Raw genomic sequence first — 26,055 nt, 5'->3', positions numbered from 1 at the left:
GAATAATGCTAATTTCTGAACATTTGACAATTCAAAAAAGATGGGATATGATAGGAATGTTATCAATTCCATAACTGAAGCTGAAAACGGTGGAGGTGCAAAATGATAGACATAGAAGAAATATTGCAAAGTACGCAAGCGATAGTACATGGTCATTTTAAGCTTGAATCTGGTTTTCACACGGACACACGAATTCAACTGGTAAAAGCACTTCAATACACATGGTACGCCAAGCAAATAGGAGAAGAAATGGCTCTCAAACTTCACAGATTTGCCCCAGATTGCATTGTTTCTCCCATGACTAATGGAATAATAGTTGGCTACGAAGTTGCCCGAAGATTGGATATTCCCTTTATTTTCGTTGAGAGAGACGACAATTTCTCCATGTCATTTGGTCATGGCTTAAATCCCGCTATATTCAGAAACCTTGTGATCGTCGAAGGGGTTCTGGAAAGTGGCCAATCTGTAAAAGAAGTGATAAAAGCGTTGAGAAGATACGACTCTGAAGCCATGGCAATAGCGACCGTCATCAAAGAAATAGAAAAGGACAAATTGGAGGGTTTGCCAATAATTTCATTAACTAAGATAACACCTAATTTGTACGCTCCGGATGAATGCCCAATGTGTAAGAATGGAGTACCATTACAATCTTAAATTTCAATTCCAATTTTTGTACGGCGTTGTTAGGATTTTTTGCTCAATATCATCGTAAGAAAAAATAGTTGGTCCAACATCAAAGTGAAGGACTATGGTTTCGTTGTTAATCGTAATGCGTGCACCTTCAAAACACCTTTGCTTCACCGTTATTCTTGAGTCTTTTCTTCCGTTTTTCCACCTGTAAGTAGAGTTCAAAAGATCCAAATTTTTTCTCAGGATTTGCATTTCCTCCAGGAGCTTTGTTTTTTCATCTCGAAGTCGATCTAAAATGGTTAGAAGATACCTCTTTCTACTTTCATCTGTTGTCTTTTTAAACAGGCTCATAATTTTATTCATATATGAAGAAGCTTCTTCCATCTTTTTTAACTCTTTCATGAGTTTACTTTCTAGTTCTTCCTCACGACTTGAAAAATCAAAATTTATACCGGCAGAAACGTGCGTTGGAACTTTGGATATGCTTCCTATCACGTTAACGTTCACGTTCAAACCAGCCTTTACACTTCCACCTACTATCCATCCTTTTCCGTTTACGATGACGTTTCCGCGAGATATTATCCTTGAATTCATTATGTATTCATCCACTTCGACGTTTCCATGGGAAATAATGGTAACCTCACTCAAAAACTTCGCTTTGAAATTTCCCTCACACCTGAGTATGCCCTTATTTTTCCCAAAAACTCCACCTTTCACCAAAATATTAGATTTTGCGTTGATTTCGGCTTCACCAACTATTCCATCAATAAGCACATCTTTGCCAGATTTTATTTTAAAAGCTTCCTCCACATTTCCTCTTATCCAAACGCTTCCTGGAAAATCTATATTTCCAACATCATAGCCCAGGTTACCGTTAACAATGAAAATTTCATTTACATTCACTTTTCCATCTTCTGAAAAGAAAGGTTGCCCGTCAAGAGTCGCAAAAACGAACATTCCATCTTCTGAAAGAGCTGTGTTTTTTCCAGCCAATGGTTGAAGGCTTAAATCTTCGGCCTTTTCTCCGCCTAACTCTTCTCCAAAGACATTGTACCCTTTTTTTCCATCAACGCCGACTACCTTCTCGACAAGCTTTTCTCCTTTACGACAAAAAACTATTTCGTACATCGAGGCGTAATTTACTCTTTTCCCATCATTTCTTTTAACTCTTATTCCGCTTGGTAGAAAGAGTAACTTGTACGTGGCATTTTTAGAAGGAATAGGAGGCTTTCCCTCCGCAATTAACACCGGCCTTAGAACGCACTTTTCGCTTACAATTCTTTTAATTTCCCATTCTTTTATTCCAAAAATAACTTTATTCTCTTTTAGAGAGGAAAAGATCTCCTCAACGGTTGGGACCTCTTTTTTCATGCCAGGGTAAATTGTCACGTAAGCTTTCATCTTATCTTTGGAAACGTTCACTTCTATTTGAGGATATTGAGGAATTTTTATTTTTTCCGCATCATTCAGCAAATTTTCTTCACTATCCATATCTGTAAGCACATCATTTTCAACAAGCGGTATTTCATCCACTTCATCGATGTCGTAGATTCGGACTTTCATAAATGCCTTTCCATCTTTTATTTCAGGAACATCATTTAACACATCAACCATTATCTTGTTGTGCCAATTCATCCCGTACTCTCTTTCTAAAAAGTCAAAAAGCTCTTGCATATTTTTAAAAAGCATCTCTTTCATTTTGAATCCCCCCATTCGAATGCATTCTTAATTATAGTATCACGAACGCCAAAAGCAATTTTTTAAAAATCACCGTTCTTATCGTATAATTAAAAAAAGAGGTGGTTTTTCATGCTTGGAGTCGTAACGGACAGCGGATGCGGGATTACACAGGGTTTTATTGATGAAATGGGAGACGCTTACGTAATGGTTGGAATGAAAATATTTTTGGGAGAAGACGAATACGTTGATGGAAAATTCGATAAAGAAAAATTTTACAATTGGATTTCTCAAGGCAAAGATTCCAGAACTTCTCAACCTTCTCCTTTAGATTTTGAAAGGGCCTACAAAGAATTATTAGATAAGGGATACGACGAAATACTTTCGCTTCACATTTCGTCCAAAGTAAGTGGGGCGTTTAACTCAGCAAGAATAGCGGCCAATAAAGTTGCCCCAAACAAGATTCATGTTGTAGATACCCTGCATATTTCAGCGGGTGCTTACTTCATGCTAAGAAGAATTCTAGATTACGTTAAAAGCGGCGTATCCTTAGCGGAAGCTCTGAAAAAAATAGAGGAGATCAGAAGAAATTCAAATGTTTTCTTTACAGTTTCTACACTTGATCATCTTAGAAAGAATGGTAGAATAGGAAAAGCGGCAGGCTTAGTCGGCTCAGTTTTGAAACTTTCACCAATATTAACAGTCAAAGATGGTGAAACGGGAGTTGCGACTATTTCTCGTGGTAAAAAAAGGCTAAACGCAAAAATGGCAAATCTGTGCAAGGAATTCCTTAAAAACAGAAGGCATGTAAGAATTGTTTTTGCCTATTCGTCGGCAAGCACGTTAAAAATGATGGAAGAATTGAGAGAGAATTTCAATGAATTTAAGGCACCTGATCTTCTCTCAGAAGAAACTCTGAAGATGTGGCCTACTATTACAACGCACACGGGACCAACGACAGTTGGAGTGGGATGTTACGGAGAATGAACTTTGAGATTAGGAGAAGAAGAAAAAATGGAAAGCTCACAGAGCAAAGCGGTACAAGCGCTCATCAAATACGTAATAGAGAACGGTTCAACGGTACTGATAGATGCCATAAATTTCCATATAAAAAACAAAACGGACTTTGCAAAAACGTTTTCAAATCGCATGCATTTAAGAGGCTTGGCATCGCGCATTAAAAAACTCAAGAACCTGAACGATGCCGATGCTTATCTTATGGGTTATATGCTTATGGTTTACGCTCAGGAAACCAATAGCAAAAGAGCAACAGACGCCTTCGAGTTCTTCAATGAACAAGTACTAAAGAACATAGACACGATGTTCAGGGAGGAGTGAACTATGGGTATTCTTGATGAGTTATCTAACGAACTGAAAAATGCGATCATGCAAAAGGATGAACTGAGAAAAAGGGTTCTTAGAATGTTGATTTCAGCTGTGAAGAATTTTGAGATTTCATCCGGAAAATCAATTGACGAAGATGACTTTGATAAAATAGTGAAAAAGCAAATCAAGGAAAGAGAAGAAGCCATGCAAGACTACGAACGCGCGGGAAGAAGCGAACTTTACAATGAAGAAAAGGCCGAAAGAGACATTTTAAAAACTTTTGCTAAGCCAGAGCTCAGCGATGAAGAAATCAAAAAAGCGGTTGAAGAAAAAGCAAAAGAACTCAGCATCGCTTCCAAAAAAGAATTTGGAAAGCTTATGGGAGCTGTTATGCGAATTTTAAAAGGAAAAGCCTCAGGAGAGAGGATAAAAAGTGTTGTTGAAATGGTGTTAGAAGATATAGAAAAACACTCTACTTAAAATTTTTAAAGGGAGGAAGCAAGAATGTTAGGAAACAAGTATGGAACCCACAGGGTCATAGAACCAAAAGGAGTTTTGCCGCAGCCAGCGTGGAAAATAAACAATGATGTGAATACTTTATACGACAATGAAATTCTCATAGACGTTCTTACACTCAACATTGACGCTGCTTCTTTCACTCAAATTAAAGAAGAAGTTGGTGAAAATGAAGAGAAAGTTGCAGAAAAAATTTTGGAAATAGTGAATGAAAGAGGGAAAATGCATAATCCCGTTACCGGTTCTGGAGGCATGTTAATAGGAAGAATTGAGAAAATAGGCTCGGCTTTAAAGGGACACCTGCACGTAAAAGAAGGAGACAAGATTGCGACTCTTGTTTCACTGTCTTTAACTCCTTTGAATATTAAAAAGATAAAAAAGGTTCACCTTGATACCGATCAAGTGGAAGTCGAGGCAAAGGCCATCATCTTTGAAAGCGGGATATACGCGAAATTGCCAGAAGATATGGATGAAAGGCTTGCGCTTGCGGTCTTGGACGTGGCTGGGGCACCAGCGCAAACTGCACGTTTAGTTGACCCAGGAGACACAGTGGTTATAATCGGCGCAGCCGGAAAATCTGGAATGTTGTGTTCTTATGTTGCAAAAAAGTACGCTGGTCCAACCGGAAAAGTTATTGGGGTTGTTCGTTCAGAAGAAGAAGCAAAACGATTGAAAAAAATAGGAATAACGGATATCGTCGTTGCTGACGCGACGAACGCCATTGAAGTGGAAGAGGCCATATCCGAGATGACAGATGGAGAAATGGCCGAGATAACGATAAATGTTGTTAACGTTCCCAACACAGAAATGGCTTCCATACTTTCTACATGTGATTATGGCACCGTTTACTTCTTCTCAATGGCCACTTCTTTTACAAAGGCCGCTTTAGGTGCAGAAGGTGTTGGAAAAGATGTCAACATGATAATAGGAAACGGATACATGACTGGACACTCTGAAATAGCTTTAGAAGTTATGAGAGAGAGCAAAGAATTAAGAGAATTATTTGAATCTTTATATGTTAATTAAAAATTAAAATTCGTATGATAATATTGTTTGAAGATCAAGTTTTGGAAGGAGGACTAACAAGTGGAAATAACCGCGAAAATGGTCAAAGAGCTTCGTGATCAAACTGGTGTGGGCATGATGGACTGTAAAAAGGCCCTTACAGAAGCGAACGGAGACATGGAAAAGGCAAAAGAAATACTTAGAAAGAAAGGAATCAGTAAAGCTGACAAGAAATCTGGAAGGGCGACTGAAAATGGGATCATAATTGATTACATTCATTTCAACAATCGAGTAGGTGTGATGATTGAATTGAATTGTGAAACTGATTTCGTTGCAAGAACAGATGAATTCAAAGAATTGGGAAGAAACATATGCAAACACATAGCTATGGAAAATCCGAAATACGTTAGCAGAGAAGAAGTTCCAAATGATGTTGTAGAAAAGGAAAAAGAAATCTACAAAGCCCAGCTTGCAAACTCCGGAAAGCCAGAGAAAGTTTTAGAGAAGATAATAGAAGGAAAGATAGACAAATTTTACAGTGAAAATTGTCTCATGGAGCAAAAGTACTTTCTTGACGATTCCAAAACAATCGAAGAGATGATCAAGGAAGCAATAGCAAAGATAGGTGAAAATATCTCCGTAAGGAGATTCGTAAGATTTGAACTTGGACAATGATTTATGGTGAGCGCAGGCTCACCTTTTTTTTAGATATTTGGAAATGATTGAGATAGAAAAGATTACAAATACCATGGAGAGGTGTCACCAATGTATAAGAGAGTACTGTTAAAGATCAGTGGCGAAGCTTTTTCGGGTGAAGGGAAAAAAGGCTTAGATCCTCAGATGGGAGAGTACATAGTCAATGAGATAAAAGAAGTTGTTGAAAGGGGAATAAAACTTGGCATCGTTGTCGGAGCGGGGAATCTTTTTCGCGGTGAAGAGCTCTCGTATGTTGGCTCGATTTACGCAGATCAAATAGGAATGATGGGAACGATAATAAATTCCCTTTACTTAAGTTCAGCTTTGAAAAAACATGGCATAAGTTCTGTGGTCATGTCACACGTTACCAACCTTCCTTCAGTTGAAAGACTAACTTACGATTTGATAGAAGAAACCTTTTCACGTGGAAAAATTGCCATTTTCGGCGGCGGTACTTCCAATCCGCTCTTTACCACAGATACCGCGGCGGCTTTGAGGGCAGCAGAAATGGGGGCGGAAATCCTCATAAAGGGAACAAAAGTCGATGGAGTTTACTCTAAGGATCCAAAAAGATTTCCCAAGGCAAAGAAATTTTCAAAATTGAGCTTTGAGGAAGCGATAAAACTCGAGTTAAACGTTATGGACACATCTGCCTTCGCGTTGTGTAAAGCCCATTCCATTCCCATAAGGGTTATAAATTTCTTCGAAAAGGGCAACTTCTTAAGAAGCGTCATGAATGAAGACGTGGGAACCCTTTTAGAAAACTGAAAATTCATTTTTGTGTATGTCATGATAAATGATAAAATTCTGCAAATCAAAATAAGTTGAAAAGATACTTGTTTTTAATTTTTTACGTGAAAAAAGTATCAAGAAGTGGTATAATAGATTTGAGTTAAATAATTCACAAGGAGATGAGAAGAATGGGAGAGAAAAAACCGTTAGCCGCTGATATGAATCGTTACTATGACCAATTTATGGATTTATTAAAAGAAGCTGGGAAAGCTGAACCCGGGTACGCAAAAGCGTTAATGGAATTCGTGAAACAAGCTGAAAAACCAGGCGCGCTTTCGACAAAAATAAAAGAGCTTATTTCAATCGCCCTTGGTATAACGGCCCATTGCCCGTATTGTATTGCCTTTCACACTAAAAACGCCATAAAAGAAGGCGCCACAAAACAAGAAATACTTGAATCGGCATTGGTCGCTGGATTGATGGGTGGAGGACCAGCCGTTGCGTACATGAGATACGTCATTGACGCTTGCGATCAATTCGACGCTGAATAAGAAGAAACTGAAGAATATTTCCTAAAAAGCGGGACTACTGCCCCGCTTTTCGTTTGTTTTTAAATTTCATCACTCTTGACATGTATTAAACGCTATTCGTGAAAATTACAAAGGACAATTTTTGAAATACTCTTCGACATTGACGTAAATGGGGAGCTCACTTATCCTTGATATTCAATTTTAAATCTACGGCATCCACTTTTTTAACGGCGTCAAATTTACACACTTCATAGCAACTACCACACTTTATACATTTTTCTTGATCTATTTCGTGTACCTTTCTCACTTCACCACTTATAGCCCCAACAGGACAGGCCTTTGCGCAAGCGGTACATCCAACACACGCATTCGGATCGATTTGATAGGCAATCAACGCCTTACACGATTTGGCAGGACATCTTTTTTCCTTTATATGCGCTTCGTATTCATCTCTAAAATATTTCAACGTGGAAAGAACTGGATTTGGAGCAGTCTGTCCAAGCCCACAAAGCGCCGTATCCTTTATGGTGAGGGCAAGTTCTTCCAACATATCAAGATCTTCCATTTTTCCTTTTCCTTCTACTATTCTGTCAAGTATTTCAAGCATTTTCCTGGTTCCTTCCCTGCAAGGCGTGCATTTTCCACAAGACTCGTCAGCACTGAATTGTAAAAAGTATCTAGCCACATCAACCATACACGTATCTTCATCCATCACGACCATTCCGCCTGAGCCCATGATGGTTCCCAACTTGGTAAGAGATTCGTAATCGACCGGCGTGTCTAAATACTCGGCGGGTATACATCCTCCAGAGGGACCACCGGTTTGAACCGCTTTGAATTTTTTTCCGTTTGGAATTCCCCCACCTATGTCAAATATTATTTTTCTCAAAGTTGTCCCCATCGGAACTTCTACCAAACCAGCGTTATTTATCTTGCCAGAGAGTGCAAAAACTTTGGTTCCCTTTGATTTTTCCGTTCCTATGGAGGCAAACCATTCCGCTCCTTTGTTTATGATAACCGGAATGTTCGCCAGCGTTTCAACATTATTTATGACAGTTGGCTTTCCCCATACACCCTTTTGGGCGGGAAAAGGTGGTTTTTGAACTGGCTGTCCACGCAAACCTTCAACAGATTGAATGAGAGCGGTCTCTTCACCGCACACAAATGCTCCTGCGCCTATTCTCAACTCTATATCAAAAGAAAAATCTGTGTTAAGTATGTTTTCACCAAGAAGTCCGTATCTCTTAGCTTGAGAAATGGCGTTGTTGAGCCTTTCAATGGCTAGGGGATATTCGGCCCTTACGTAAATGTAACCATGATGAGAACCAATTGCATAGCCTGCTATCTCCATCCCTTCTATGACACTATGTGGATCGCCCTCTAAAACTGATCTATCCATAAACGCTCCAGGATCGCCTTCATCTGCATTACAAATGACGTATTTCTCATCTCCAGGGGCTTTCCTTGTGAATTCCCATTTCAAACCAGTTGGGAATCCCGCTCCACCTCTTCCTCTTAATCCACTTTTCTTTATCTCTTCTATTACCCACTCCGGAGAAGATTTTAAGACTTTTTCAATGGCAAAATATCCATCATTTGCAATGTATTCGTTTATGTTAAAGGGATCTATAAGTCCCAAGTTCCTCGTGGCTATCTTAACTTGTTCGGTAAAGAATGGCAGTTCTTCTTTCGCATGTGGTTCCACGTTTCCTGTAGGCCCCCTATGAAGCAAAGAAGAGACTATTTTCCCCTTTAAAAGATGCTCTTCCACTATTTTCTTTGCATCTTGAGGTTTGAGCTTTTGGTAAAAAACTCCTTCTGGATACACTATCATAATAGGTCCAAGGTTGCAAGATCCCATACAACCCGTCTGTACAACTCTTACACTTTCCTCAAGATTGTTTTTTTTCAATTCTTCTTCTAAAACAGATCTAACGGACTCTTCCCCTGAAGAGATGCAAGCCCCACCAGCACATATCAATATTGTATGTTTTACAGACATTTGCCCACCTCCCATTTAAGCCTTTCCACCTTTCACAAGAATGTCGCTCAAAATCTTCCCATCTATGATATGTTCTTTCACAATTCTCCTTGCTTGTTCTTCATCTACATGCCCATACACAACCGATTCATTTTCTCCAATTTGAACTTCAACGGTTGGCTCTGCTTCATGAAATTCCGTGTCAGGCGATTGAGTTACGATTATATCATTCACCGAATTTCTTTCAAGTTCATCCCATATAGCTTTTAATATTTTCTCCAATTTCTCTTTTGCCTCGTTACTTCCAATTCCAACAATTATTTTCCCCCGAATCTTTGGCTTTCTTAAATTCAGATCTTTTGAAAATTTTTCCTTTATTCTTTGAAGGTCTTCAAGACTTATCACTTTCATTTTTTTTTGCCCTCCTTTTTTCTGTATTCATCAATAATTTTTGGTATCATGTCTGGCGTTACTCTTCCGTGAAAGTCTCTCTCTCCTATCAGTACAACTGGTGCCATACTGCAAGCTCCAAGACACCTAACTTCCTGGATGGAAAACAATCCATCCTCTGTTGGTTCATCTCCATGCACACCAAGTTCTTCTCTAAATCTCTCTAAAAGTTTTTGGCCACCTTTCACATAACACGCTGTACCCATGCATACTTTTATCTGGTACTTTCCACGTGGCTTCATGGTGAAAAAAGAATAAAAAGTGACAACACCATACACCGTACTTTCCGGGATCTTCATTTTTTTTGCAACATGGTGCTGAACTTCAACAGGAAGATACCCAAATATCTCTTGCGCCTTATGAAGAACTCCTATAAGCATTCCCTTTTTTTCCTTTACCTGGTCAATGTATTTATCCAGTTCTTCGTATCTTGGATCTGTATCGAGAATTGTAGCCACTGCTAACACCTCCGCTTTTTGAATTTATTCAAACAAGAACCCTTGAATGTTTTTCAAATCAATGTTTGGTGAAATTCATCTCGTTGTAAATATGATATCATGTTTTACAATTTACGCTCCCACATTCGAACTCAACAAAGTGGAATGTTTATAGCTGAATACTTCACCTCCAAATAAATATTTTTTTCACAAATAATTTTATCATAATTTTTAAAAGATGCAAAGTGAAAAATCGAAAATAAGTAATAACTTTAAAAATAAAACTTGTATTTTTTCTCAAATTATTTTATAATAAATTGAGAATTAAATCACAATTAGTTTCTAGCATGAAATTCATGGATCTTTTTGGAGGTGAAAAAATGGAAACTGTAAGCATAAATGTTAACGGAAAGGAATACAATGTGGAAAGCGGACAAACCGTTTTAGAAGCTTGCAAAAAAATAGGTGTTGAAATACCAACGCTTTGCCATCACCCCGCTCTCAGCGATGTTGGTGCATGTAGAGTATGTGCCATTGAAATTGAGGGAGCGAGAACTCTTATGACTGCGTGTACCACTCAAGTTCAAAACGGAATGAAGATAAACACCCATTCTTCAAGAGTTGAAAGGGCTCTTAAACAAAATCTCTCTCTTATCCTTTCAAGGCATCCTGATGATTGCATGACTTGTGAAGCTAACGGAAGGTGTGAGCTTCAAACTCTGATCAACAAATACGACATTAAAAACGCTTTTCCAAAAGAACTCAGGGACTTTCCAATCGATGAAAGCAGTCCAGCGATCGTAAGAGACATGAACAAATGCATCGATTGTGGAAGATGTATAAGGGTATGTGATGAAATACAAGGATTGAGCATCTACACATTTTCTGATAGAGGCGCAGACTCCCTACCTTTTCCAGCATACGGTGTCCCTATGACTTATACAGACTGCATAGCTTGTGGACAGTGTAGCGCAGTTTGCCCGGTAGGAGCGATAATGGAGCAGCCGGACTACAAGCATGTTGAGGTTGAATTGAGAAAACATGAAAAAGTTTTGATAGTTCAAACCGCTCCTGCGGTGAGAGTTGCCATAAGCGAAGAATTCGGTACCGAACCTAGTCACATTTCCACCGGCAAAATGGTGGCTGCCCTCAGAAAATTAGGATTTGACTACGTTTTCGATACCAACTTTGGTGCGGATTTAACCATCATGGAAGAAGGAAGCGAATTGATAGAGCAGCTCTTGGGGCACGGAGAGCATCCTTCGCCCATGTTCACTTCTTGTTGTCCAGGATGGATAAACTTGGTGGAAAAACATTTCCCAGAGTTTATTCCCAACATTTCAACGGCAAAATCGCCTCAAGAAATGTTAGCCGCAACCATCAAAACGTATTTTGCAAGAAAGATAGGCGTGGATCCACACGATATCTACTTAGTGTCGGTAATGCCATGTACCGCAAAGAAGGATGAGATAATGAGGCCACAACATTATCTTGAAGAAATGCAATTGATAGACAAAGTCATAACGACAAGAGAACTCGCAAGGATGATAAAAATTCACAGGATCAACTTCCTTGATTTACCAGAAGAAGAATATGAAGCCCCCTTGGGATTGTCAACGGGAGCGGCAGCAATATTCGGAGTAACTGGCGGCGTCATGGAAGCCGCTTTGAGAACGGGATATGAGCTTGCCACGAAAAAGAATTTGCCAAAGATAGAATTCAGCAACGTCAGAGGCTTTGATGGAGTTAAAGAAGCGGAAATAGATCTAGAAGGAAGAAAAGTTAGCATAGCAGTGGCACATGGAACTTCCAACATAATACGCTTGTTGGAAAAGATAAAAAGTGGAGAGAAACGTTACGATTTTGTTGAAATGATGGCTTGCTTTGGTGGATGTATTGGTGGAGGCGGACAGCCAAAATCCGTTGACGCAGATGTTCTTGAAAAGCGTGCAAATGCTATTTACACCGTTGATGAATCAAAAACGCTGAGAAAATCTCATGAAAATCCTGCCATAAAACAACTATATGAAGAATTTTATGGAAAACCGTTAAGTGAATTGTCCAAAAAGCTTCTCCATACCTACTACACCAGTAGAAAAGCCTCGATTATTGAAAGAAAAGGGGAACTCTCGAGAGCACTTTAATCCATGGAAAAGAGTTGGGAGGTGAAAAAATGAGAAAGGTATTTTTACTCACAACGATACTTCTCATTGGAAGTCTCTCTTTGGCAGTAACGGCGATAACCTTGATAAATCCCCTGGGTCCAACGACAATTCCCATTTCTCCGCTCATGAACGGCAAAGTATCAACTGCTTTTCCCATAAATGTTGAGCTTTGGAAAAGTCCAGACGAAGCACTTGCCCTCTTGAATTCCGATAAAGTCAACTTTGCCGTCCTTCCGATCACAGCAGGAGCTATTTTCTACACTAAAGGAATAAAAATCCAACTCTTGGGTGTTTATGAATGGAAGGTATTTTATCTTGTTGCCTCTAAAAATTCATCTTTTAAAGGTTGGAAGAGCTTGATTGGTAAAAGCGTTTACACACCAAATGGCCGAGGGCAAACGGTTGATGTCTTGATGAGATACCTCATGGCAAAAAACGGTGTAGCTCCTGATAAAGAGGTTAAAATAGAATATGCTCCTCCCCAGGAAATAGTGGCCCTTTTCAGATCTTCTGGGAAAATAGAATACGCGGCATTGCCTGAACCGTTCGTCACTCTGGCAATATCAGGAGGAAATGGTAGAATAGTACTGGATTTCCAAAAAGCATGGGGGAAAAGTATGAATTTGCCAGAGAGGATACCAATTGCCGGTCTTTTTGTGAAAAAAAGTTTCGCCAAAATCAATTCAGAGATAACATCAGAAGTGGAGAATACATTCTCAAGTTCGGTGAAATGGATGAACGAAAATTTGGAGGGTGCCCTGGAACTTTCTAAGAAATACCTTAAGATCCCTCTTGGCATACTCAAAGCCTCGATGACCAGAATGAATTTTACTTATGTTCCTATTTCACAATGTGCCACAGAAGTTTCAACCTTTTTGAAAAAAATCCACCAGATATATCCAAAGGGGATGCCCGTTCTCCCGGGTGAGGGTTTTTACAAACCTTGAAAACGTTAATAGGTATCGCGGCCTTACTCTTAGCGTGGCAAATTATTTCTTTGATGATCGGGGCTACGCTAATTCTTCCCACGCCCTATCAAACATTTGAGGCGTTGATCAAATTATTTGGAGAGGTTGAAACGTTCAGCGCCATACTTTCTACGATATGGAAATCTTTTCTTACTCTCTTGTTGGTGATGGGAATTGGGATTCCAATAGGAGTGGTGATGGGTTCAAACGATTCACTGTATGAGTTCATACGCCCAGGTGTAATGGTAATTCAATCGGTTCCCATCATTTCATGGTTGGCGTTGGTTATATTTTTGTGGGGCATAGGATGGAAAGGTCCAATTCTTATAAGCTTTCTTTCCCTTCTTCCCACGGCAATTTTCACAAGTGCGTCGGGAATGAAAAATGTGGATAAATCTCTTTTGGAAATGGCAAAAGTTTACAACGTTTCAAAGAAGGACGTCCTGAAAGATGTATACATTGGCTCAATAATGCCTTTCATTTTGGCAACATTTGAAGTAAGTGTGGGAAGCGTGTGGAAGGTTATGATAATGGCAGAATATCTTTGTGGGGGAAGTGGAATAGGTGTCCTAATCTCTTGGGCAAGGCAATACGTTGATGTACCTCAAATATATGCTCTAACGCTTATCGCAGTTATAATAGGTTTGAGTACAGAAAGGATTTCGCGTTTTTACGCAAAGAAGGCCTTCAAAAAATGGGAACTTTCACTTTAAAGGTGCAGAATCTTTCAAAAAAATTCGGGAATCTCTCCGTAATCGAAAAATGGAGCTTTGACGTTAAAAGAGGAGAAAAGCTGACCCTCTTTGGTCCTTCCGGTTGCGGCAAAACAACCTTTTTAAGGATCGTGAGTGGTTTGGAAAAGCCGACTTTTGGAGAGATTCAAATTTCTTCTCAAAAGATTGGAATGGTTTTTCAAGAACCAACTCTTATTCCCTGGAAAAATGTCATCGATAATCTTCGTTTTGTCAGAAAGAATGATGAGAAAATCAGAAATATCCTTAAAAAGATGAATTTATCTTCTTTTGAAACGTATTTTCCTTCATCTTTAAGCGGCGGAATGAGGCAAAGAGTTAACCTTGCACGGGCTCTGTTGGTAAATCCAGAACTTCTCATACTAGATGAACCCTTCTTTTCTTTGGATCTCGCAACGAAAATGGAAATAATGAAAGATATCAAAAGAATGCATGAAAAAATCGGTTTTACTCTTCTTATGGTTACTCATGATGTAAAAGAAGCCATTTACATCTCTGATAGAATTATTCTCCTATCTCCTAGGCCTTCACGCATTTTAAAGGAATTCCCCATATCCCTTAAAGACGAAGAAAGAGATTTTTCTCATCCTTCTTTTATCACTTTAGAAGGGGAGTTTATAAAAGAGATACTCTCGCGCACATCAGGAGTTTAGTGCTACTTTCTCTGGATATGCGTGAAAGTAACGATTTTACTCAACCTGTGCGTCAATATTACAAGGTATTCCAAAAAGGGATTAAATCTCACCCTCGAAGTACTTGTCAGAACATGAGTACTATGCACACCATATTCTAGTATAATCAAAAAGGTACCAATCCAAAAAAGAAAGAGGGGATTCAAATGAAAACCATAAAAATTGGTAATACATCACTTATAGTGGATCAATGCGATATAACAAAAGAAAAAGCAGATGCGATAGTGAATGCCGCCAATTCCCATCTTGCCCATGGAGGAGGAGTTGCATTGGCTATAGCACGGGCAGGAGGCGATATCATAAATAAAGAATCCAGGGAGTATGTTCAAAAAAACGGTCCCGTTCCAACGGGAAATGTGGCGGTTACCTCCGCTGGAAAGATGCCGTCAAAATATGTAATTCACACCGTTGGACCAATCTGGGGAGAAGGCGAGGAAGATGAAAAGTTGGAAAGCGCTTTTTACAATTCATTGCTAAAAGCTGATGAAATGAATTTAAAGAGCATAGCCTTTCCGGCTGTAAGTTCAGGAATATATGGTTTCCCAAAAGAAAGATGTGCTAAGATCTTCTTCAAAACGGTTAAGAAATTCCTGAATTCTCAAAGGACTTCGTTGAATTCGATAAAAATGTGCCTCTTTTCTCAAAAAGATTACAACGTATTCGTAGAGGTCATGGAAAAGGAATTTTGAGAAACGATTTGCACAAGAATAAATAAAAATTTCACAATTTCTAAAGACATGGTATAATTCATTTCGCAAGAATCAAACGATTGAAGGATGGTGAAATGAATTGAAAAGATTCCTTACGTTTGCAATCATATCCACACTTTTCCTTTCTTTAGGGTTGGCAAGCACTCTTACAGTATGGTTCAGCTGGGAAGGGCAAAGTACTTTCCTGTCAATTGTCAAAAAATTCGAACAAACGCATCCAAATATAAAAGTGAATGTTGTTTACATTCCAAAGATGATTCAAAAATTGCGCATCACACTTGCTTCTGGCGGAAACTTTCCAGATATCGCCCTTGTGAGAAACGATTACCTTGGGATACTCGTCAGCGCTAATAAGATCCATGCGGTATCTGTTGAAAATGTTCCTTCAAATATAGTTAAAGCTTTTACGGTAAATGGAAAAGAATACGCCTATCCATTTTATGCCGACATCCAGGTAATGTATTTGAACAAATACGTTTTTGATAAGACAGACACACCATATCCAAAAGAAAGATGGACTGTGAAAGACCTTGAATCACTCGCTCAACATATAAAGGATCATGGATATATTGGATTACTTCTCAATGGCGTCGCATCGTACTTCTTTAACTCTTTCAACGCTGCGTACAACGGTGGAGAAATCCCTCAGAAGGACGGGATTCCGGTCGTAACGGGAAAAGGCACTTTAAACGCCGCAAAACTGTACAATTACCTCTTCAACGTGAAAAAAATAGCCGTGGATTACAAAAAGATGGCACTCGTAAACGCTTTTGAAACCAACAAAGCGGGGATGATGTTTATGGGATCGTTCTTGATAAAGAAATTCTTAGACTCCAATGTGGACTTTTCAATTTGGCCATATCCTTACCTCAATTCCAATCAGCCAATACCTCCCGTGCTTGATCCAAAAGGCTTCGTAGTCTTTAAATCAAGTAGGGCAGCAAAAGAATTTCTGAATTATGTAACTTCCGCCAACGTTGAAAAAGAATTTTGCAACGCTACATACAAGTTACCAACTAATTCAAAAGCGGCAGAAGAGCTTGGAAATGAGAACAACTTTTTTAAAGTTATGTACAAAAGCTCAAAAAAATCAATAATTTTGCCAACAAGCGAAGTTTTCAAGAATGGATATGTCAAGGCGGTTGAGACGGCTTTAAATCTTTATTTAAATGGAAGCTTGAAACTCAAAACGGCTTTTGAAAAAGCTCAGGAGTACATAGAGAGCCATAAATGACGTTATTCTTTATCATCTTAACGTTAAGCGCCATTCTTTACATGCTCATGGTCGCAAGGGCAAAGTTCACTTACGTAATAGCCCTTGCGGTTTTGTTATTTTTTGTCAGTTTCTTTCCAATAATATGGGGAGTTGTCCTTTCGTTTTTTGATTTCTTCTCACTTTCTTCAATACACTTTGTAGGTTTTAAAAATCTGTTCTGCGCGTTTAGCGATAAAGGATTATTGCTTTCCGTAAAGATAACATCCTTGTGGGCATTTATCGTTTTGCTTTTAAAGGTTGTCATGTCTTACGCGTTGGCACTTTCTCTTTTGAACATGAAAAGGTTTTCCAGAATTTTTTACACACTCTCTTTAACACCATGGGCCATTCCCCTTTACATAAGTGTAATCGCGTGGACTGTGCTTGTAGAGGGATACGGTGGAAATTCGATACTTTCGCACATTTTTTTCACAAATTTAGATCTCGCTTCCAACGTGCCGCTCGCTTTCTTTTCAACTGCCTTCGTCAGCGCCTGGCTTGGCGTACCGATGATGACACTCGTATTACTCAGCAGCATGCAAAGCATCTCAAAGGGCCTCTTGGATCTTTCAAAGATTGAGGGACTTGACCCCCTAGAAAAAGTTTTAAACCTTTACCTTCCTTACACGTTACCTGTCGCCTTTCCCTACATATTTCTTTCATTTTTAAGCTCTTTTAAAGAATTCACAACTCTTTTTCTCATGACTAATGGAGGACCCAGCCTCGTTTCAGGCTTTGGTCAACAAACCATTGTGGGAGCTACAACATCACTTGGCATACTTATGTACTCAAAATTTTACTCCACTACGAATTACGGAATTATAGGGGCGTATTCAACGGTAATAGGCATCATCATTATGATTTTGCTCATCGTTGGATGGAATTATCAATCGAAATCGAAAAAATCGTTGCTTGTACTCTCAACTATCCTTGTTCACGTTTTATTCGATGCTTGGGGACTTGGAGACGGCTTTTTTAGTTTCATACCGTTGACATTTTACATTTTATCTTACGCTTTTTGTGTAAAAAGAAAGAAGTTTTTCAAGAGGTTATTCGCTATTGGCGCCGGCATGGACATAATTTACATGCTATTCATCATGTGGATGAATGGATTTTCTGGCGTAAGCGTATCTGCAATAATATCGACGGTAGTCGCAACGACACTTTCATTTGAAGGAAGAATACACGTAAATCCATTCAAAGTATCCCAAAATGTCTGGAAGATTTTGAAGAGCCTGTGGCTATCTTCATGGACTCTTAGCGTGCTTTTAGTGGTATGGGCAATTGTATTCATGGCTTTTTCAAAACAAAACATCATCCCCGTGGAAAAATTTTTTCCAAAAAGCGTGACACTTTCAAATTTCTACTTTCTTTTTAGAGATTACTCCTTTCTACATGCCATTGAAAACAGTTTAATCATAAGCGTGTTGGCCGTTTTAACGGTCATTTTAACGGTTTTTCCCGCTGCCTGGGCTAGCGTAGATTCAAAGGGAAGTTTGCGTCTTGGAAAGATCATGGTATTTGCGTCTTTTTTCACAGGCATGCATACGCTTATACCTCTGGCCATAACTTTCAGATTTTTAGGACTACTCAACACGCTGGTGGGCATATCCATATCCATTGCCGCTCACAGTAGCGTTATAGCGTATTTTTTAATTCTTCCTTTTTTGCAATCTATTCCGAATAGTCTGAATGAAGCGGCAAAATTAGACGGTGCGGGCAATTTTTCAAGAATGGTAAAGATATATTTGCCCCTCTCTTTGCCAGTTCTGGTAACGGTTAGCGTGTACGTTTTCATAGAATCATGGAATTCATTCGTATTTCCCCTGGTACTCTTAGATTCTCAAAATTTGTATCCAGTGTCCATGGTGCTGTACAATTTCATAGGTGAGTATGGAGTGGCCTATTCGCAATGGAATCTCTTTGGGGCGGGTTCAATTGTTAACATGGCGATAATTGGAATACTTTTTATTTTTTCAAGAAAACATATAATGAATGGTATATTGACGAAAGGGGGAATTCAAAATTAACAGGTACGATATCTTAAAAGAGGAAGCAAAAAAAAGAGCAAATGGTGCGTCAATTAAAGACTACGCAATGGGAATTGGGTTGTGCGTGGTTGTTTTAAACGATGGAAGGACCGGTGTAGCTTACACCGCCAGAGAGGAAATACCATGGGGTTGTTCCTTGTACGATGAGTTGCCAGAAGTTGGAAGCCCAGCGGAGAAATTTATAGACATGTTTGATTCAAATGATGTGCTTTTGTGTGCGTTGGGAATGGCTACGATAAACGCTTGTATAAATCAAGGTGATTTCGAAAGCGCGGACATAATGAAAGAGATAAAAATTTCAAGGGCGGATGTTGTTGGAATGATAGGAGATTTCACACCAATGGTCGAGGAAATTAAAGCAAAGGCAAAAGAGCTTTACATCTTTGAAAGGGAAAAAATAGAAGGCACTTATCCAACGGAAAAAATACCGTCTCTACTTCCAAAGTGCGATATAGTAATGATTTCGGCCACCACACTTCTAAATAGGACGTTTGATTCCATAATCCAACACGCAAGAACGGACAGAATATACATGCTCGGACCTTCAACCCCAATCTGTCCTAAAGCTTTACCGGAAGTAAAGGTATTCGGCGCCACTTTGGTAAACGAAAGCGCTCTGAAAACCGTTTATCACGGAGGAGGAACACGAAATCTTTACAGAGAAAGAACGGGCAAAAAAGTGAATTTTGTGAGCGAGAATTGAAATGGAAGAGCTCATTTTTGCTTTACACAAAAACGATATCACTTTGAAAAAAGAGTCAATTGAGAAATTAAGTAAATACCTTTCTCTTTTAATAAAGTGGAACGAAGTTCATTCTCTAACTTCTGTCCACGCGAGGGATGTTCCATACGTTTTTGGAGTAGAGCCGTTACTTTTTGCAAAAGAACTTTCGAAGTTTATTTCACCTGAACGTTGCCTGGATATCGGTACGGGCTTTGGAAACCCAGGAGTAGCCATGTCCTTGTTCTTTGGACGTTCAGAATTCTTCTTGGTTGATTCCTCAGTTAAAAAGACCGCTTTGCTCAGGAGCGCTCTGGACATGGCTTGTCTCAAAAATGTTGAAGTCATAACTTCAAGGATTGAAAAAATGAACGAGAAACTCAACGAAACGTTTGATTTAGTCGTTTCACGAGGCGTTGGAACAGTTGAAAAGATAGCATCTTACGCTGCAAGGTTTGTGAAATCAAATGGTTTTGTCGCAACGATAAAGGCAAAAATAGATAAAGAAGAGATTCCTCAAACCATTGAGAGTTTGGATTTAAAAAGCGTGGTTTCTATAAACGTTGCGTATCCCACAAAAAACGTTCGAAGATGTGTTTTAATCTATGAAAAGGTGGAAAAAACGTGAAGTGGTACATAATGGATTACAAGGTATCAAGTGGCGTTGAAAATATGGCGCGCGATCTGGCCATGATGGAAATAGCAAAAGAAGGCAATGTAGCGTTGAGATTGTATGGATGGAATGTGCCAACGCTGTCTTTAGGAAAATTTCAAAAGCTTGAAGAGATCAACGTCAAAGCCGTAGAAGAACAGGGCTTTGAAATGGTAAGAAGGCCAAGTGGAGGTAGGGCTGTTTTACACATGGATGAGCTCACTTACGCTGTAGCCTTGCCAGAAGCATACCTTTCAAAAAGCGTCATAAAGAGTTACATGGAAATTTCTAAAGCTTTGGTCAACGGCCTAAAAGAGATTGGCCTGAACGTGTACATGGCAAGGGAAAGATCGAAAGAGAGGTATACCGACTTTGCCGCGTGCTTTGCCACGACTTCATTACATGAAATAATGATAGACGGGAAAAAGCTTGTGGGAAGCGCACAAACCAGAAAAGATGGAGTCATCTTGCAACACGGATCAATTCCGCTCCACTCTCACGTTGAAGAGTACGTAAAATGCTTTAATCTTGATACTTCAAAGGCGGAACTCTTAAAAAAAAGATTGTTAGACAAGACAACTTGCATTTTCGATCACGATCAAACGGATATTCAAAAAGTAAGAACGGCAATTTTATATGGATTCTCGAAAACGTTCAACGCTCAACTCGTTCCTTTTCCAAACGAATTGAAGTGGAAAAAGTACGTAACGGAAGTGAAAATATGGGATTGAAAATAGTTGGAACTCCAATAGGAAATTTGTCAGATATCAGCGCAAGGGCTTTAGACACTCTTCGCAACTGTGATGCCATTCTTTGCGAAGATACCAGACAAACTCTCAAATTGTTGTCGCATTACTCCATATCAAAGAAGCTCATTTCCTTTAACGATAAAAATTCCACCGAAAGGATACCGAAGATAATTGAAAAACTGAAAAATGGAAGCGATTACGCACTGGTAAGCGATGCTGGCATGCCTGTCATTTCAGATCCCGGCTTTAATTTGGTTGACGCTTGCCACCGAAATGGAGTGGAAGTCGACGTTATCCCAGGTCCTAGCGCGCTCATAAGCGTAATCGCCGCGAGCGGCTTGAACACCTCTCATTTCGTGTTTTTGGGTTTCTTGCCACGCGGTTCAAAGCTAAGAAAAACTTTAAAAACGGTTTCGGAATTGAAGATGGCCACCGTTTTTTACGAATCACCCTATCGCTTAAAAAACACATTGAAGGAAATATGCGCTATTTCCCCTGAAGCCAGGGTTTTTGTGGCAAGGGAGATGACAAAAGTGCATCAAAGCTTTTACAGAGGAAATCCATGCGAACTCATGGAAGAAGTGAACGAAAAGGGAGAAATAAGCGTTGTTGTGGAATGGCCGAAAAAGAAACAGAACGTTAACAACTAATTGACTTTTCTCTGTGAAATTGGTATAATATTGTCGGTGTTTTGAATTTTAATTAAGCATCTACCAAAGGAGGCAGAAAAATGGAAGCACTGAAAGTATCATCTAAATCGAGACCCAATGCAGTTGCAGGCGCATTAGCCGGAGTTTTAAGGGAAAATGGTAGAGCAGAAATTCAAGCAATTGGCGCGGGTGCAGTTAACCAAGCGGTAAAAGCGATCGCGATCGCGCGTGGTTATGTCGCACCTAGCGGAATGGACTTAGTGTGTATTCCTGCTTTTGTCGATGTGGAAATTGATGGGGATACGCGCACAGCACTTAAATTCGTGATAGAACCAAGAAAGTAAGCGAAGTTAAAACTCAGAAACGCCCTTTAAAGGGCGTTTTTTTCTGCTTTCACGGCAAAAATGGCTTTCTTTGAGGAAAAAAAGAGTATTTCTCCATCGAAAAACATCTCAACGTACCTTTCTTTCAAACGTGAAAGGAATTGATTTAATTTTTGTGGATTCACGGCTAAACGAATGTTAAGACCCGTCATCACATCCTTAGAATACTCGTAAACAGAATGTTGGGACATCACACCCACTCTGATTTTGTCCGAAAGGGCGATGTATCCCCTCCCGCCGTTTTTCCTTTGAAATCTTGCGGCTAAAGATGTGCCCGCTTTTATCGTCTCAATTTCCACTTTTAATCCTTTTCTTTCATTGATATTCAAAAGATCCTCAATTTTCGTAATTGAGATCTCTTGCGTGTTGGATTTACAAAAGGTTATTACCACATTTGAAAATTTCAAGCCGATAAGTTCATCCGAATATCCAACTTTCATCGTTTCGTTGCCAACGATGTTCAATCCTTTCACAATATGGCGCGCACTTTCGTAAGGAAAGGTTGAAACGAACTCATCTCCCCCCATTTTCGTAAACGCAATGGCAATATGCGAATGTTCTTCAGACAGAACAAAAAAATTTCCCTTTACAATTCCGATTACAACGTCCTGTCCCTCTTTCAATATGATACTTCCCAAATCTAACGTGTACGCTAAGTCCTTGGATTTTAACTCAAATTTCGCCGCAAGCCTTCCTCTCCTCTGAATACTTCTCGAAAATGGATGGAGAACGGAAATATACTCCGGCCCCATCAAAAATTCAAGTTTAGAACCGAATCTGATTTCCACATCTTCGTTACCGCTTTTAGAAAGAAGCTTTATGTTGTCAAGCGGGGCAACATAAAAATCGTTAAAATTTTCCATTCCACCAAGAGCGATGAAGATGCTAACACATCCATCACTCGCGTGAGCGAACAACACACCATCTCGGGTGTAAAAATAAACTCGACGATTTATTGGCTCCACATTCCCAACGATTTTATCTAACAGGTTAACACTTTTTACGAAGTGATCATGCTTTATCTTTATCGTTTTCATGGTGTTCTTTATCTCTCAAAGCAATGGGCAAAACGATGGCTCCAATTACAATGGAAATTGGCCAGGAATTAAATCTTACCTGGGCGATCACCGCAATTGAAATGCCAACAAGGATCCACGCACTCCATTTTATCAACGTTGTCCAAAAGAAATCGCACAGACTGAAAAGCACCGCCGCCGCGCTTAGAAGATAAATGAGTTCCGAAATTAGAGGAAAAGGATAAGATTTGAGCCAGAGTAAAAAAGAAATGGCGTAAAGAAAGAAAAGGTTAAGCTCAGCAGTTTTAAAGTGCTTTCCCTTGTGTAAAAGGTGAACCACTACCACCGCTGCCGCAAAACAAACGAGTATCGGCCAGCTGAATTTCAAAATCATCAACAAAAAATAGAAAAAAACCGCTCCCAACGCTGCTGAAAGTATCATAGGCATCACACGTTAAAACGTATATTGACTATATCTCCGTCTTCAACGATCGAATCTTTACCCTCGAGTTTCATCAAACCTTTTGCCTTTATCTCTTTCATAGACTTGAGCTCTTTCATATCGGAATATTTTACCACTTCCGCTCTTATAAACCCTCTTTCTATATCGGTGTGAATCTTGCCCGCTGCCTTTTTAAAATTCGTTCCCTTTTTTATAGTCCATGCCCTAACTTCATCTTCGCCAACGGTGAAAAACGATATCAGGCCTAACGTTGAATAGACAACTCTGGCAAGTCTGCTTATACCACTTTCTTTTAAACCTAAATCATTCAGGAATTCTTTTCTTTCGTCTTCTTCCAATTCATTTATCTCCATTTCGAGCTTCCCACACATCTCCATCATGGCTAAGGAGTTATTTCTAACTATTTCTTCAACCTTTTCTTTTCCCTTATACGCTTTACTCTTAAAAGAACCTTCATCTAAATTAATCACTACCACCGACTCCTTCATGGTAAAAAAGCCAAAGGAACTCAACGCTTTCCTCTCATCTTCTGACAGTTCTATAAGCTTTACAAAGATTCCATCATTTAATGCCTTTGAACATTTTTCAAGCGCTTGAAGTTGCTGTTCTTCATCACGTGAAAGCTTTCTTTTCGCACTTTTCAACTTTTCGATGTTAGTTTCCGCTATTTCAAGATCTCTGATCAACAACTCATCGTGCAGGTATTCGATCTCTTTTCCCGCATCCTCAAAGTACCTCGGAACGGATTCATCTTCAAAGGCCCTTACCACCCACAACAAAGCATCAACGTTTTGTATCTTAGAAAGAATTTGATTTTTTTCCTTTCTGGGCAAATCCGGAGACAATCCGGGCAAATCGACAAATTCCATCGTCGCGTACGTTGTCTTTTTTGGCTTGTACATGCTTGAAAGAAAGTCCACTCTTTCATCTGGAACTTTTGCCATCCCAACTTCCTCATTCACATCTCCAACGAGCAATTTAAAGATCGTGGTTTTTCCGGCATACGGTGCACCATATATTCCTATTTTCACAACTCGCTCCCTCCATCTTCCTCTATTTTCTCCAGAATTTCAAAATAATCTCCCTTAACGTTAGCCGTTGGCACTTCAAGTACCCTTATCACAATTGTGCCATGGCGTTGTTTGATCGTTAAAACGTCACCAGCTTTCACGTTGTAAGCCGGCTTCAAAGTTCTCCCGTCTTTTAAAACGCCACCCAATTCGGCAACCTTTTGTGCCACGCTCCTTCTTTTTATTATACCCGATACTTTTAGAAACTTATCAAGCCTCATCTTTTTCAACCTTTCTTTTTCTTCCTTTCAAAAATTCTTCAACCTTTTCAAGATTCGGAAAAGATGGCGCGGCTCCTTTATGTTCGACAGATATCGCGGCCGCCGCCATGGCAAATTCGCACGCTTCATCCACATTCAAACCATCCGAGAGCGCTACGCAAAAAGCCGCGTTGAAGCAATCGCCCGCTCCCGTTGTATCAACCGCTTTCACGGAAAAAGCCTTCAAATTCTTTAGCACACCGTTTTTTAAAAGATAAGCTCCCTTGCTTCCGGCTTTTACCACTACCTTTGGACCGATTTTTTCCAAATTTTCAACCATTTCGATTAGATCTTTTCCTTCAGAAACCATTGAAATTTCCACTTCATTTGGAGTCAGGTAATCAACTTTTTTCAGAAGTTCTACCGGTAGCCTTTCTGCTGGCGCGGGATCGAGTATGACCTTAACGCCTTGTGCTTTCGCCATTTCACACGCTTTAATCACTCCAGACAAAGGAGTTTCCAGTTGAAGGAGAAGGTAATCCAAACCTTCGAAAAAATCTTCTTTACCTTTTAAAAAGCCTTCATTCACGCTAGCGTTCGCACCGGCATTGAGTACTATAGAATTCTCTCCATCTTCATTCACCCATATCGAAGCTATTCCACTTTCACTTTCCACAACTTTTACAAACGAAATGTCCACTCTCGCTTCCTTCAAGCTTTTTAAAAGAAAATCTCCAAAAACATCGTTTCCGACCGCGCCAAGGAATCTCACGCTCTTTCCAAGCTTTGAGACTCCAACGGCCTGATTTGCGCCCTTTCCTCCCTGATAAATGGCAAAATGCTTTCCGTGAACGGTTTCACCAATTTTTGGGAATCTAAAAGTAAAAGCGACAAGATCGGCATTCACGCTTCCCATCACGCCTATCATTAAACACCATCTCTTTTTTATTATTTTTGAAATATCTGTGACGCTTTGATTATATCATCATATTGAAACACCTCCGAAAAATGGTATAATCATTCTCAGCGGTCAAGCGAAGAAAAAGCGGAGATTTACGCCCTGAACGAGTATTGAAAAAAAGTTAAAAGAGATACAAAAAAGGAAGTCGAAAGGGGGTAAGTCTCATGAAAAACAAAATGGTTAAACTTATTCTCGTGTCTGGTGGACTTTTAAGCCTCATTTTGGCCGCCGTTGGTAATTTGAGGTGGGGTTGATGAAGTTATAAAGAGGTGAGAATTTGAAGAGAACGCTGAAATTTTACATAGCATTAGTTGTACTAAGCGCAGGGGCGCTGACGGGCGCCCTCCTCTTTTTTGGCATTCAAAGTGAACCCATATTGCTCATCATCGTATGGGGCTTGAGTAGCTGGATATCCGACATGTTTCCAATAGAAGTGAGGAAGATGAATGGAAATTCAATGCTTTTAGGATTGGGCATGACTTTTAACCTCTCCGCGGCCATTCTCTTTTCTCCATTGACAGCCGCGTTGATTGGAATGATAGGCGGTTTGCCATCCCCTAAAAAGGTGGAATTTTCAAAGGCCATTTTTAACATCGCTCAGATTTCCATATCCACCG

At 39.6% G+C, this 26,055-nt stretch carries 30 protein-coding genes; 21 read left to right on the top strand and 9 right to left on the bottom strand.

Annotation, left to right across the window (positions count from 1 at the left end; all coding sequences use genetic code 11):
* Positions 1-102 precede the first annotated feature (102 nt).
* Positions 103-654 carry a phosphoribosyltransferase family protein gene (locus ACXJIN_RS02470; protein WP_456399219.1) on the top strand — a complete coding sequence of 184 codons (552 nt, stop codon included), beginning with the start codon at positions 103-105 and terminating at the stop codon, positions 652-654.
* 3 nt (positions 655-657) lie between these two features.
* Here ACXJIN_RS02470 and ACXJIN_RS02465 read toward each other — a convergent pair whose 3' ends face one another.
* Entirely contained in the window at positions 658-2,328 is a 1,671-nt protein-coding gene (locus ACXJIN_RS02465) for a flagellar assembly protein A (protein ID WP_456399218.1), read from the bottom strand.
* A 111-nt stretch (positions 2,329-2,439) separates the two neighbouring features.
* On the opposite strand from ACXJIN_RS02465, the gene ACXJIN_RS02460 reads away from it, so the two are divergent.
* The 7 genes from ACXJIN_RS02460 to ACXJIN_RS02430 all read left to right on the top strand — a co-directional run bounded on the left by ACXJIN_RS02460 (position 2,440) and on the right by ACXJIN_RS02430 (position 7,133).
* Positions 2,440-3,294 (top strand): DegV family protein, encoded by an 855-nt coding sequence (locus tag ACXJIN_RS02460; RefSeq protein ID WP_456399217.1) that lies wholly within the window; start codon positions 2,440-2,442, stop codon positions 3,292-3,294.
* A gap of 3 nt (positions 3,295-3,297) precedes the next feature.
* Entirely contained in the window at positions 3,298-3,645 is a 348-nt protein-coding gene (locus tag ACXJIN_RS02455) for a hypothetical protein (protein ID WP_456399216.1), read from the top strand.
* A gap of 3 nt (positions 3,646-3,648) precedes the next feature.
* A complete protein-coding gene (locus tag ACXJIN_RS02450) occupies positions 3,649-4,113 on the top strand; it encodes a GatB/YqeY domain-containing protein (protein WP_456399215.1) in 465 nt (154 codons plus the stop codon).
* Between the two features lie 24 nt (positions 4,114-4,137).
* A complete protein-coding gene (kdd, locus tag ACXJIN_RS02445) occupies positions 4,138-5,175 on the top strand; it encodes an L-erythro-3,5-diaminohexanoate dehydrogenase (protein WP_456399214.1) in 1,038 nt (345 codons plus the stop codon).
* 60 nt (positions 5,176-5,235) lie between these two features.
* The gene (gene tsf, locus ACXJIN_RS02440) at positions 5,236-5,829 is read left to right on the top strand and encodes a translation elongation factor Ts (protein ID WP_456399213.1); all 594 of its coding nucleotides are present in this window, start codon (positions 5,236-5,238) and stop codon (positions 5,827-5,829) included.
* Between the two features lie 90 nt (positions 5,830-5,919).
* Positions 5,920-6,618 (top strand): UMP kinase, encoded by a 699-nt coding sequence (pyrH, locus tag ACXJIN_RS02435; protein ID WP_456399212.1) that lies wholly within the window; start codon positions 5,920-5,922, stop codon positions 6,616-6,618.
* Positions 6,619-6,770: 152 nt separating this feature from the next.
* Positions 6,771-7,133: a carboxymuconolactone decarboxylase family protein gene (locus ACXJIN_RS02430; protein WP_456399211.1), complete on the top strand. Its 363-nt coding sequence runs from the start codon at positions 6,771-6,773 to the stop codon at positions 7,131-7,133.
* A gap of 157 nt (positions 7,134-7,290) precedes the next feature.
* Here ACXJIN_RS02430 and nuoF read toward each other — a convergent pair whose 3' ends face one another.
* From nuoF to ACXJIN_RS02415, 3 genes are read right to left on the bottom strand one after another with little or no spacing between them, the layout of a single operon-like run.
* Positions 7,291-9,114, bottom strand: a complete 1,824-nt coding sequence (gene nuoF, locus ACXJIN_RS02425) for an NADH-quinone oxidoreductase subunit NuoF (protein WP_456399210.1) — start codon at positions 9,112-9,114, stop codon at positions 7,291-7,293.
* Positions 9,115-9,129: 15 nt separating this feature from the next.
* The gene (locus ACXJIN_RS02420; RefSeq protein ID WP_456399209.1) at positions 9,130-9,504 is read right to left on the bottom strand and encodes a (2Fe-2S) ferredoxin domain-containing protein; all 375 of its coding nucleotides are present in this window, start codon (positions 9,502-9,504) and stop codon (positions 9,130-9,132) included.
* Positions 9,501-10,001, bottom strand: coding sequence for an NADH-quinone oxidoreductase subunit NuoE family protein (locus ACXJIN_RS02415; protein WP_456399208.1), 501 nt, complete (start codon positions 9,999-10,001; stop codon positions 9,501-9,503). Before ACXJIN_RS02415 ends, ACXJIN_RS02420 begins: the two co-directional genes overlap by 4 nt.
* A 359-nt stretch (positions 10,002-10,360) precedes the next feature.
* Between ACXJIN_RS02415 and ACXJIN_RS02410 the strand changes: the two genes are divergently transcribed.
* The 12 genes from ACXJIN_RS02410 (at position 10,361) to ACXJIN_RS02355 (ending at position 21,689) form a co-directional block, all read left to right on the top strand.
* Positions 10,361-12,124, top strand: a complete 1,764-nt coding sequence (locus ACXJIN_RS02410; protein WP_456399207.1) for an NADH-dependent [FeFe] hydrogenase, group A6 — start codon at positions 10,361-10,363, stop codon at positions 12,122-12,124.
* 29 nt (positions 12,125-12,153) lie between these two features.
* On the top strand, positions 12,154-13,092 hold the full coding sequence (locus tag ACXJIN_RS02405; protein WP_456399206.1) for an ABC transporter substrate-binding protein: 939 nt from the start codon (positions 12,154-12,156) through the stop codon (positions 13,090-13,092).
* Positions 13,089-13,826, top strand: coding sequence for an ABC transporter permease (locus ACXJIN_RS02400; RefSeq protein WP_456399205.1), 738 nt, complete (start codon positions 13,089-13,091; stop codon positions 13,824-13,826). The genes ACXJIN_RS02405 and ACXJIN_RS02400 overlap by 4 nt, the downstream gene beginning before the upstream one ends.
* On the top strand, positions 13,808-14,518 hold the full coding sequence (locus ACXJIN_RS02395) for an ABC transporter ATP-binding protein (protein WP_456399204.1): 711 nt from the start codon (positions 13,808-13,810) through the stop codon (positions 14,516-14,518). Before ACXJIN_RS02400 ends, ACXJIN_RS02395 begins: the two co-directional genes overlap by 19 nt.
* A 185-nt stretch (positions 14,519-14,703) precedes the next feature.
* A complete protein-coding gene (locus tag ACXJIN_RS02390; protein ID WP_456399203.1) occupies positions 14,704-15,246 on the top strand; it encodes a macro domain-containing protein in 543 nt (180 codons plus the stop codon).
* Between the two features lie 100 nt (positions 15,247-15,346).
* Positions 15,347-16,501, top strand: coding sequence for an ABC transporter substrate-binding protein (locus ACXJIN_RS02385; protein WP_456399202.1), 1,155 nt, complete (start codon positions 15,347-15,349; stop codon positions 16,499-16,501).
* Complete coding sequence (locus tag ACXJIN_RS02380) at positions 16,498-18,552, top strand: ABC transporter permease (protein ID WP_456399201.1); 2,055 nt, start codon at positions 16,498-16,500, stop codon at positions 18,550-18,552. The genes ACXJIN_RS02385 and ACXJIN_RS02380 overlap by 4 nt, the downstream gene beginning before the upstream one ends.
* Complete coding sequence (locus ACXJIN_RS02375; RefSeq protein WP_456399255.1) at positions 18,548-19,276, top strand: Rossmann-like domain-containing protein; 729 nt, start codon at positions 18,548-18,550, stop codon at positions 19,274-19,276. The genes ACXJIN_RS02380 and ACXJIN_RS02375 overlap by 5 nt, the downstream gene beginning before the upstream one ends.
* A 1-nt stretch (position 19,277) precedes the next feature.
* Positions 19,278-19,922, top strand: coding sequence for a 16S rRNA (guanine(527)-N(7))-methyltransferase RsmG (gene rsmG, locus ACXJIN_RS02370; protein WP_456399200.1), 645 nt, complete (start codon positions 19,278-19,280; stop codon positions 19,920-19,922).
* Complete coding sequence (locus tag ACXJIN_RS02365) at positions 19,919-20,677, top strand: lipoate--protein ligase family protein (RefSeq protein WP_456399199.1); 759 nt, start codon at positions 19,919-19,921, stop codon at positions 20,675-20,677. Before rsmG ends, ACXJIN_RS02365 begins: the two co-directional genes overlap by 4 nt.
* The gene (rsmI, locus tag ACXJIN_RS02360; RefSeq protein WP_456399198.1) at positions 20,668-21,345 is read left to right on the top strand and encodes a 16S rRNA (cytidine(1402)-2'-O)-methyltransferase; all 678 of its coding nucleotides are present in this window, start codon (positions 20,668-20,670) and stop codon (positions 21,343-21,345) included. Before ACXJIN_RS02365 ends, rsmI begins: the two co-directional genes overlap by 10 nt.
* An 80-nt stretch (positions 21,346-21,425) precedes the next feature.
* Entirely contained in the window at positions 21,426-21,689 is a 264-nt protein-coding gene (locus tag ACXJIN_RS02355) for a stage V sporulation protein S (RefSeq protein WP_456399197.1), read from the top strand.
* A 26-nt stretch (positions 21,690-21,715) separates the two neighbouring features.
* Here the strand turns inward: ACXJIN_RS02355 and ACXJIN_RS02350 are convergent, their stop codons facing one another.
* Genes ACXJIN_RS02350 through rbsK form a run of 5 tightly spaced genes read right to left on the bottom strand, consistent with a single transcriptional unit; the run spans position 21,716 to position 25,405 of the window.
* On the bottom strand, positions 21,716-22,765 hold the full coding sequence (locus ACXJIN_RS02350; RefSeq protein ID WP_456399196.1) for a hypothetical protein: 1,050 nt from the start codon (positions 22,763-22,765) through the stop codon (positions 21,716-21,718).
* The gene (locus ACXJIN_RS02345; protein WP_456399195.1) at positions 22,740-23,186 is read right to left on the bottom strand and encodes a hypothetical protein; all 447 of its coding nucleotides are present in this window, start codon (positions 23,184-23,186) and stop codon (positions 22,740-22,742) included. Before ACXJIN_RS02345 ends, ACXJIN_RS02350 begins: the two co-directional genes overlap by 26 nt.
* 5 nt (positions 23,187-23,191) lie before the next feature.
* Entirely contained in the window at positions 23,192-24,238 is a 1,047-nt protein-coding gene (locus ACXJIN_RS02340; RefSeq protein WP_456399194.1) for a redox-regulated ATPase YchF, read from the bottom strand.
* Positions 24,235-24,498: a S4 domain-containing protein gene (locus ACXJIN_RS02335; RefSeq protein ID WP_456399193.1), complete on the bottom strand. Its 264-nt coding sequence runs from the start codon at positions 24,496-24,498 to the stop codon at positions 24,235-24,237. The genes ACXJIN_RS02340 and ACXJIN_RS02335 overlap by 4 nt, the downstream gene beginning before the upstream one ends.
* Positions 24,488-25,405, bottom strand: coding sequence for a ribokinase (rbsK, locus tag ACXJIN_RS02330; RefSeq protein WP_456399192.1), 918 nt, complete (start codon positions 25,403-25,405; stop codon positions 24,488-24,490). Before rbsK ends, ACXJIN_RS02335 begins: the two co-directional genes overlap by 11 nt.
* Positions 25,406-25,715: 310 nt before the next feature.
* On the opposite strand from rbsK, the gene ACXJIN_RS02325 reads away from it, so the two are divergent.
* The coding region (locus ACXJIN_RS02325; RefSeq protein WP_456399191.1) for a hypothetical protein at positions 25,716-26,055 on the top strand (340 nt) is incomplete at its 3' end.

This window comes from Mesoaciditoga sp. (assembly GCF_054006115.1).
This window is presented reverse-complemented; position numbering and strand designations above follow the sequence as displayed.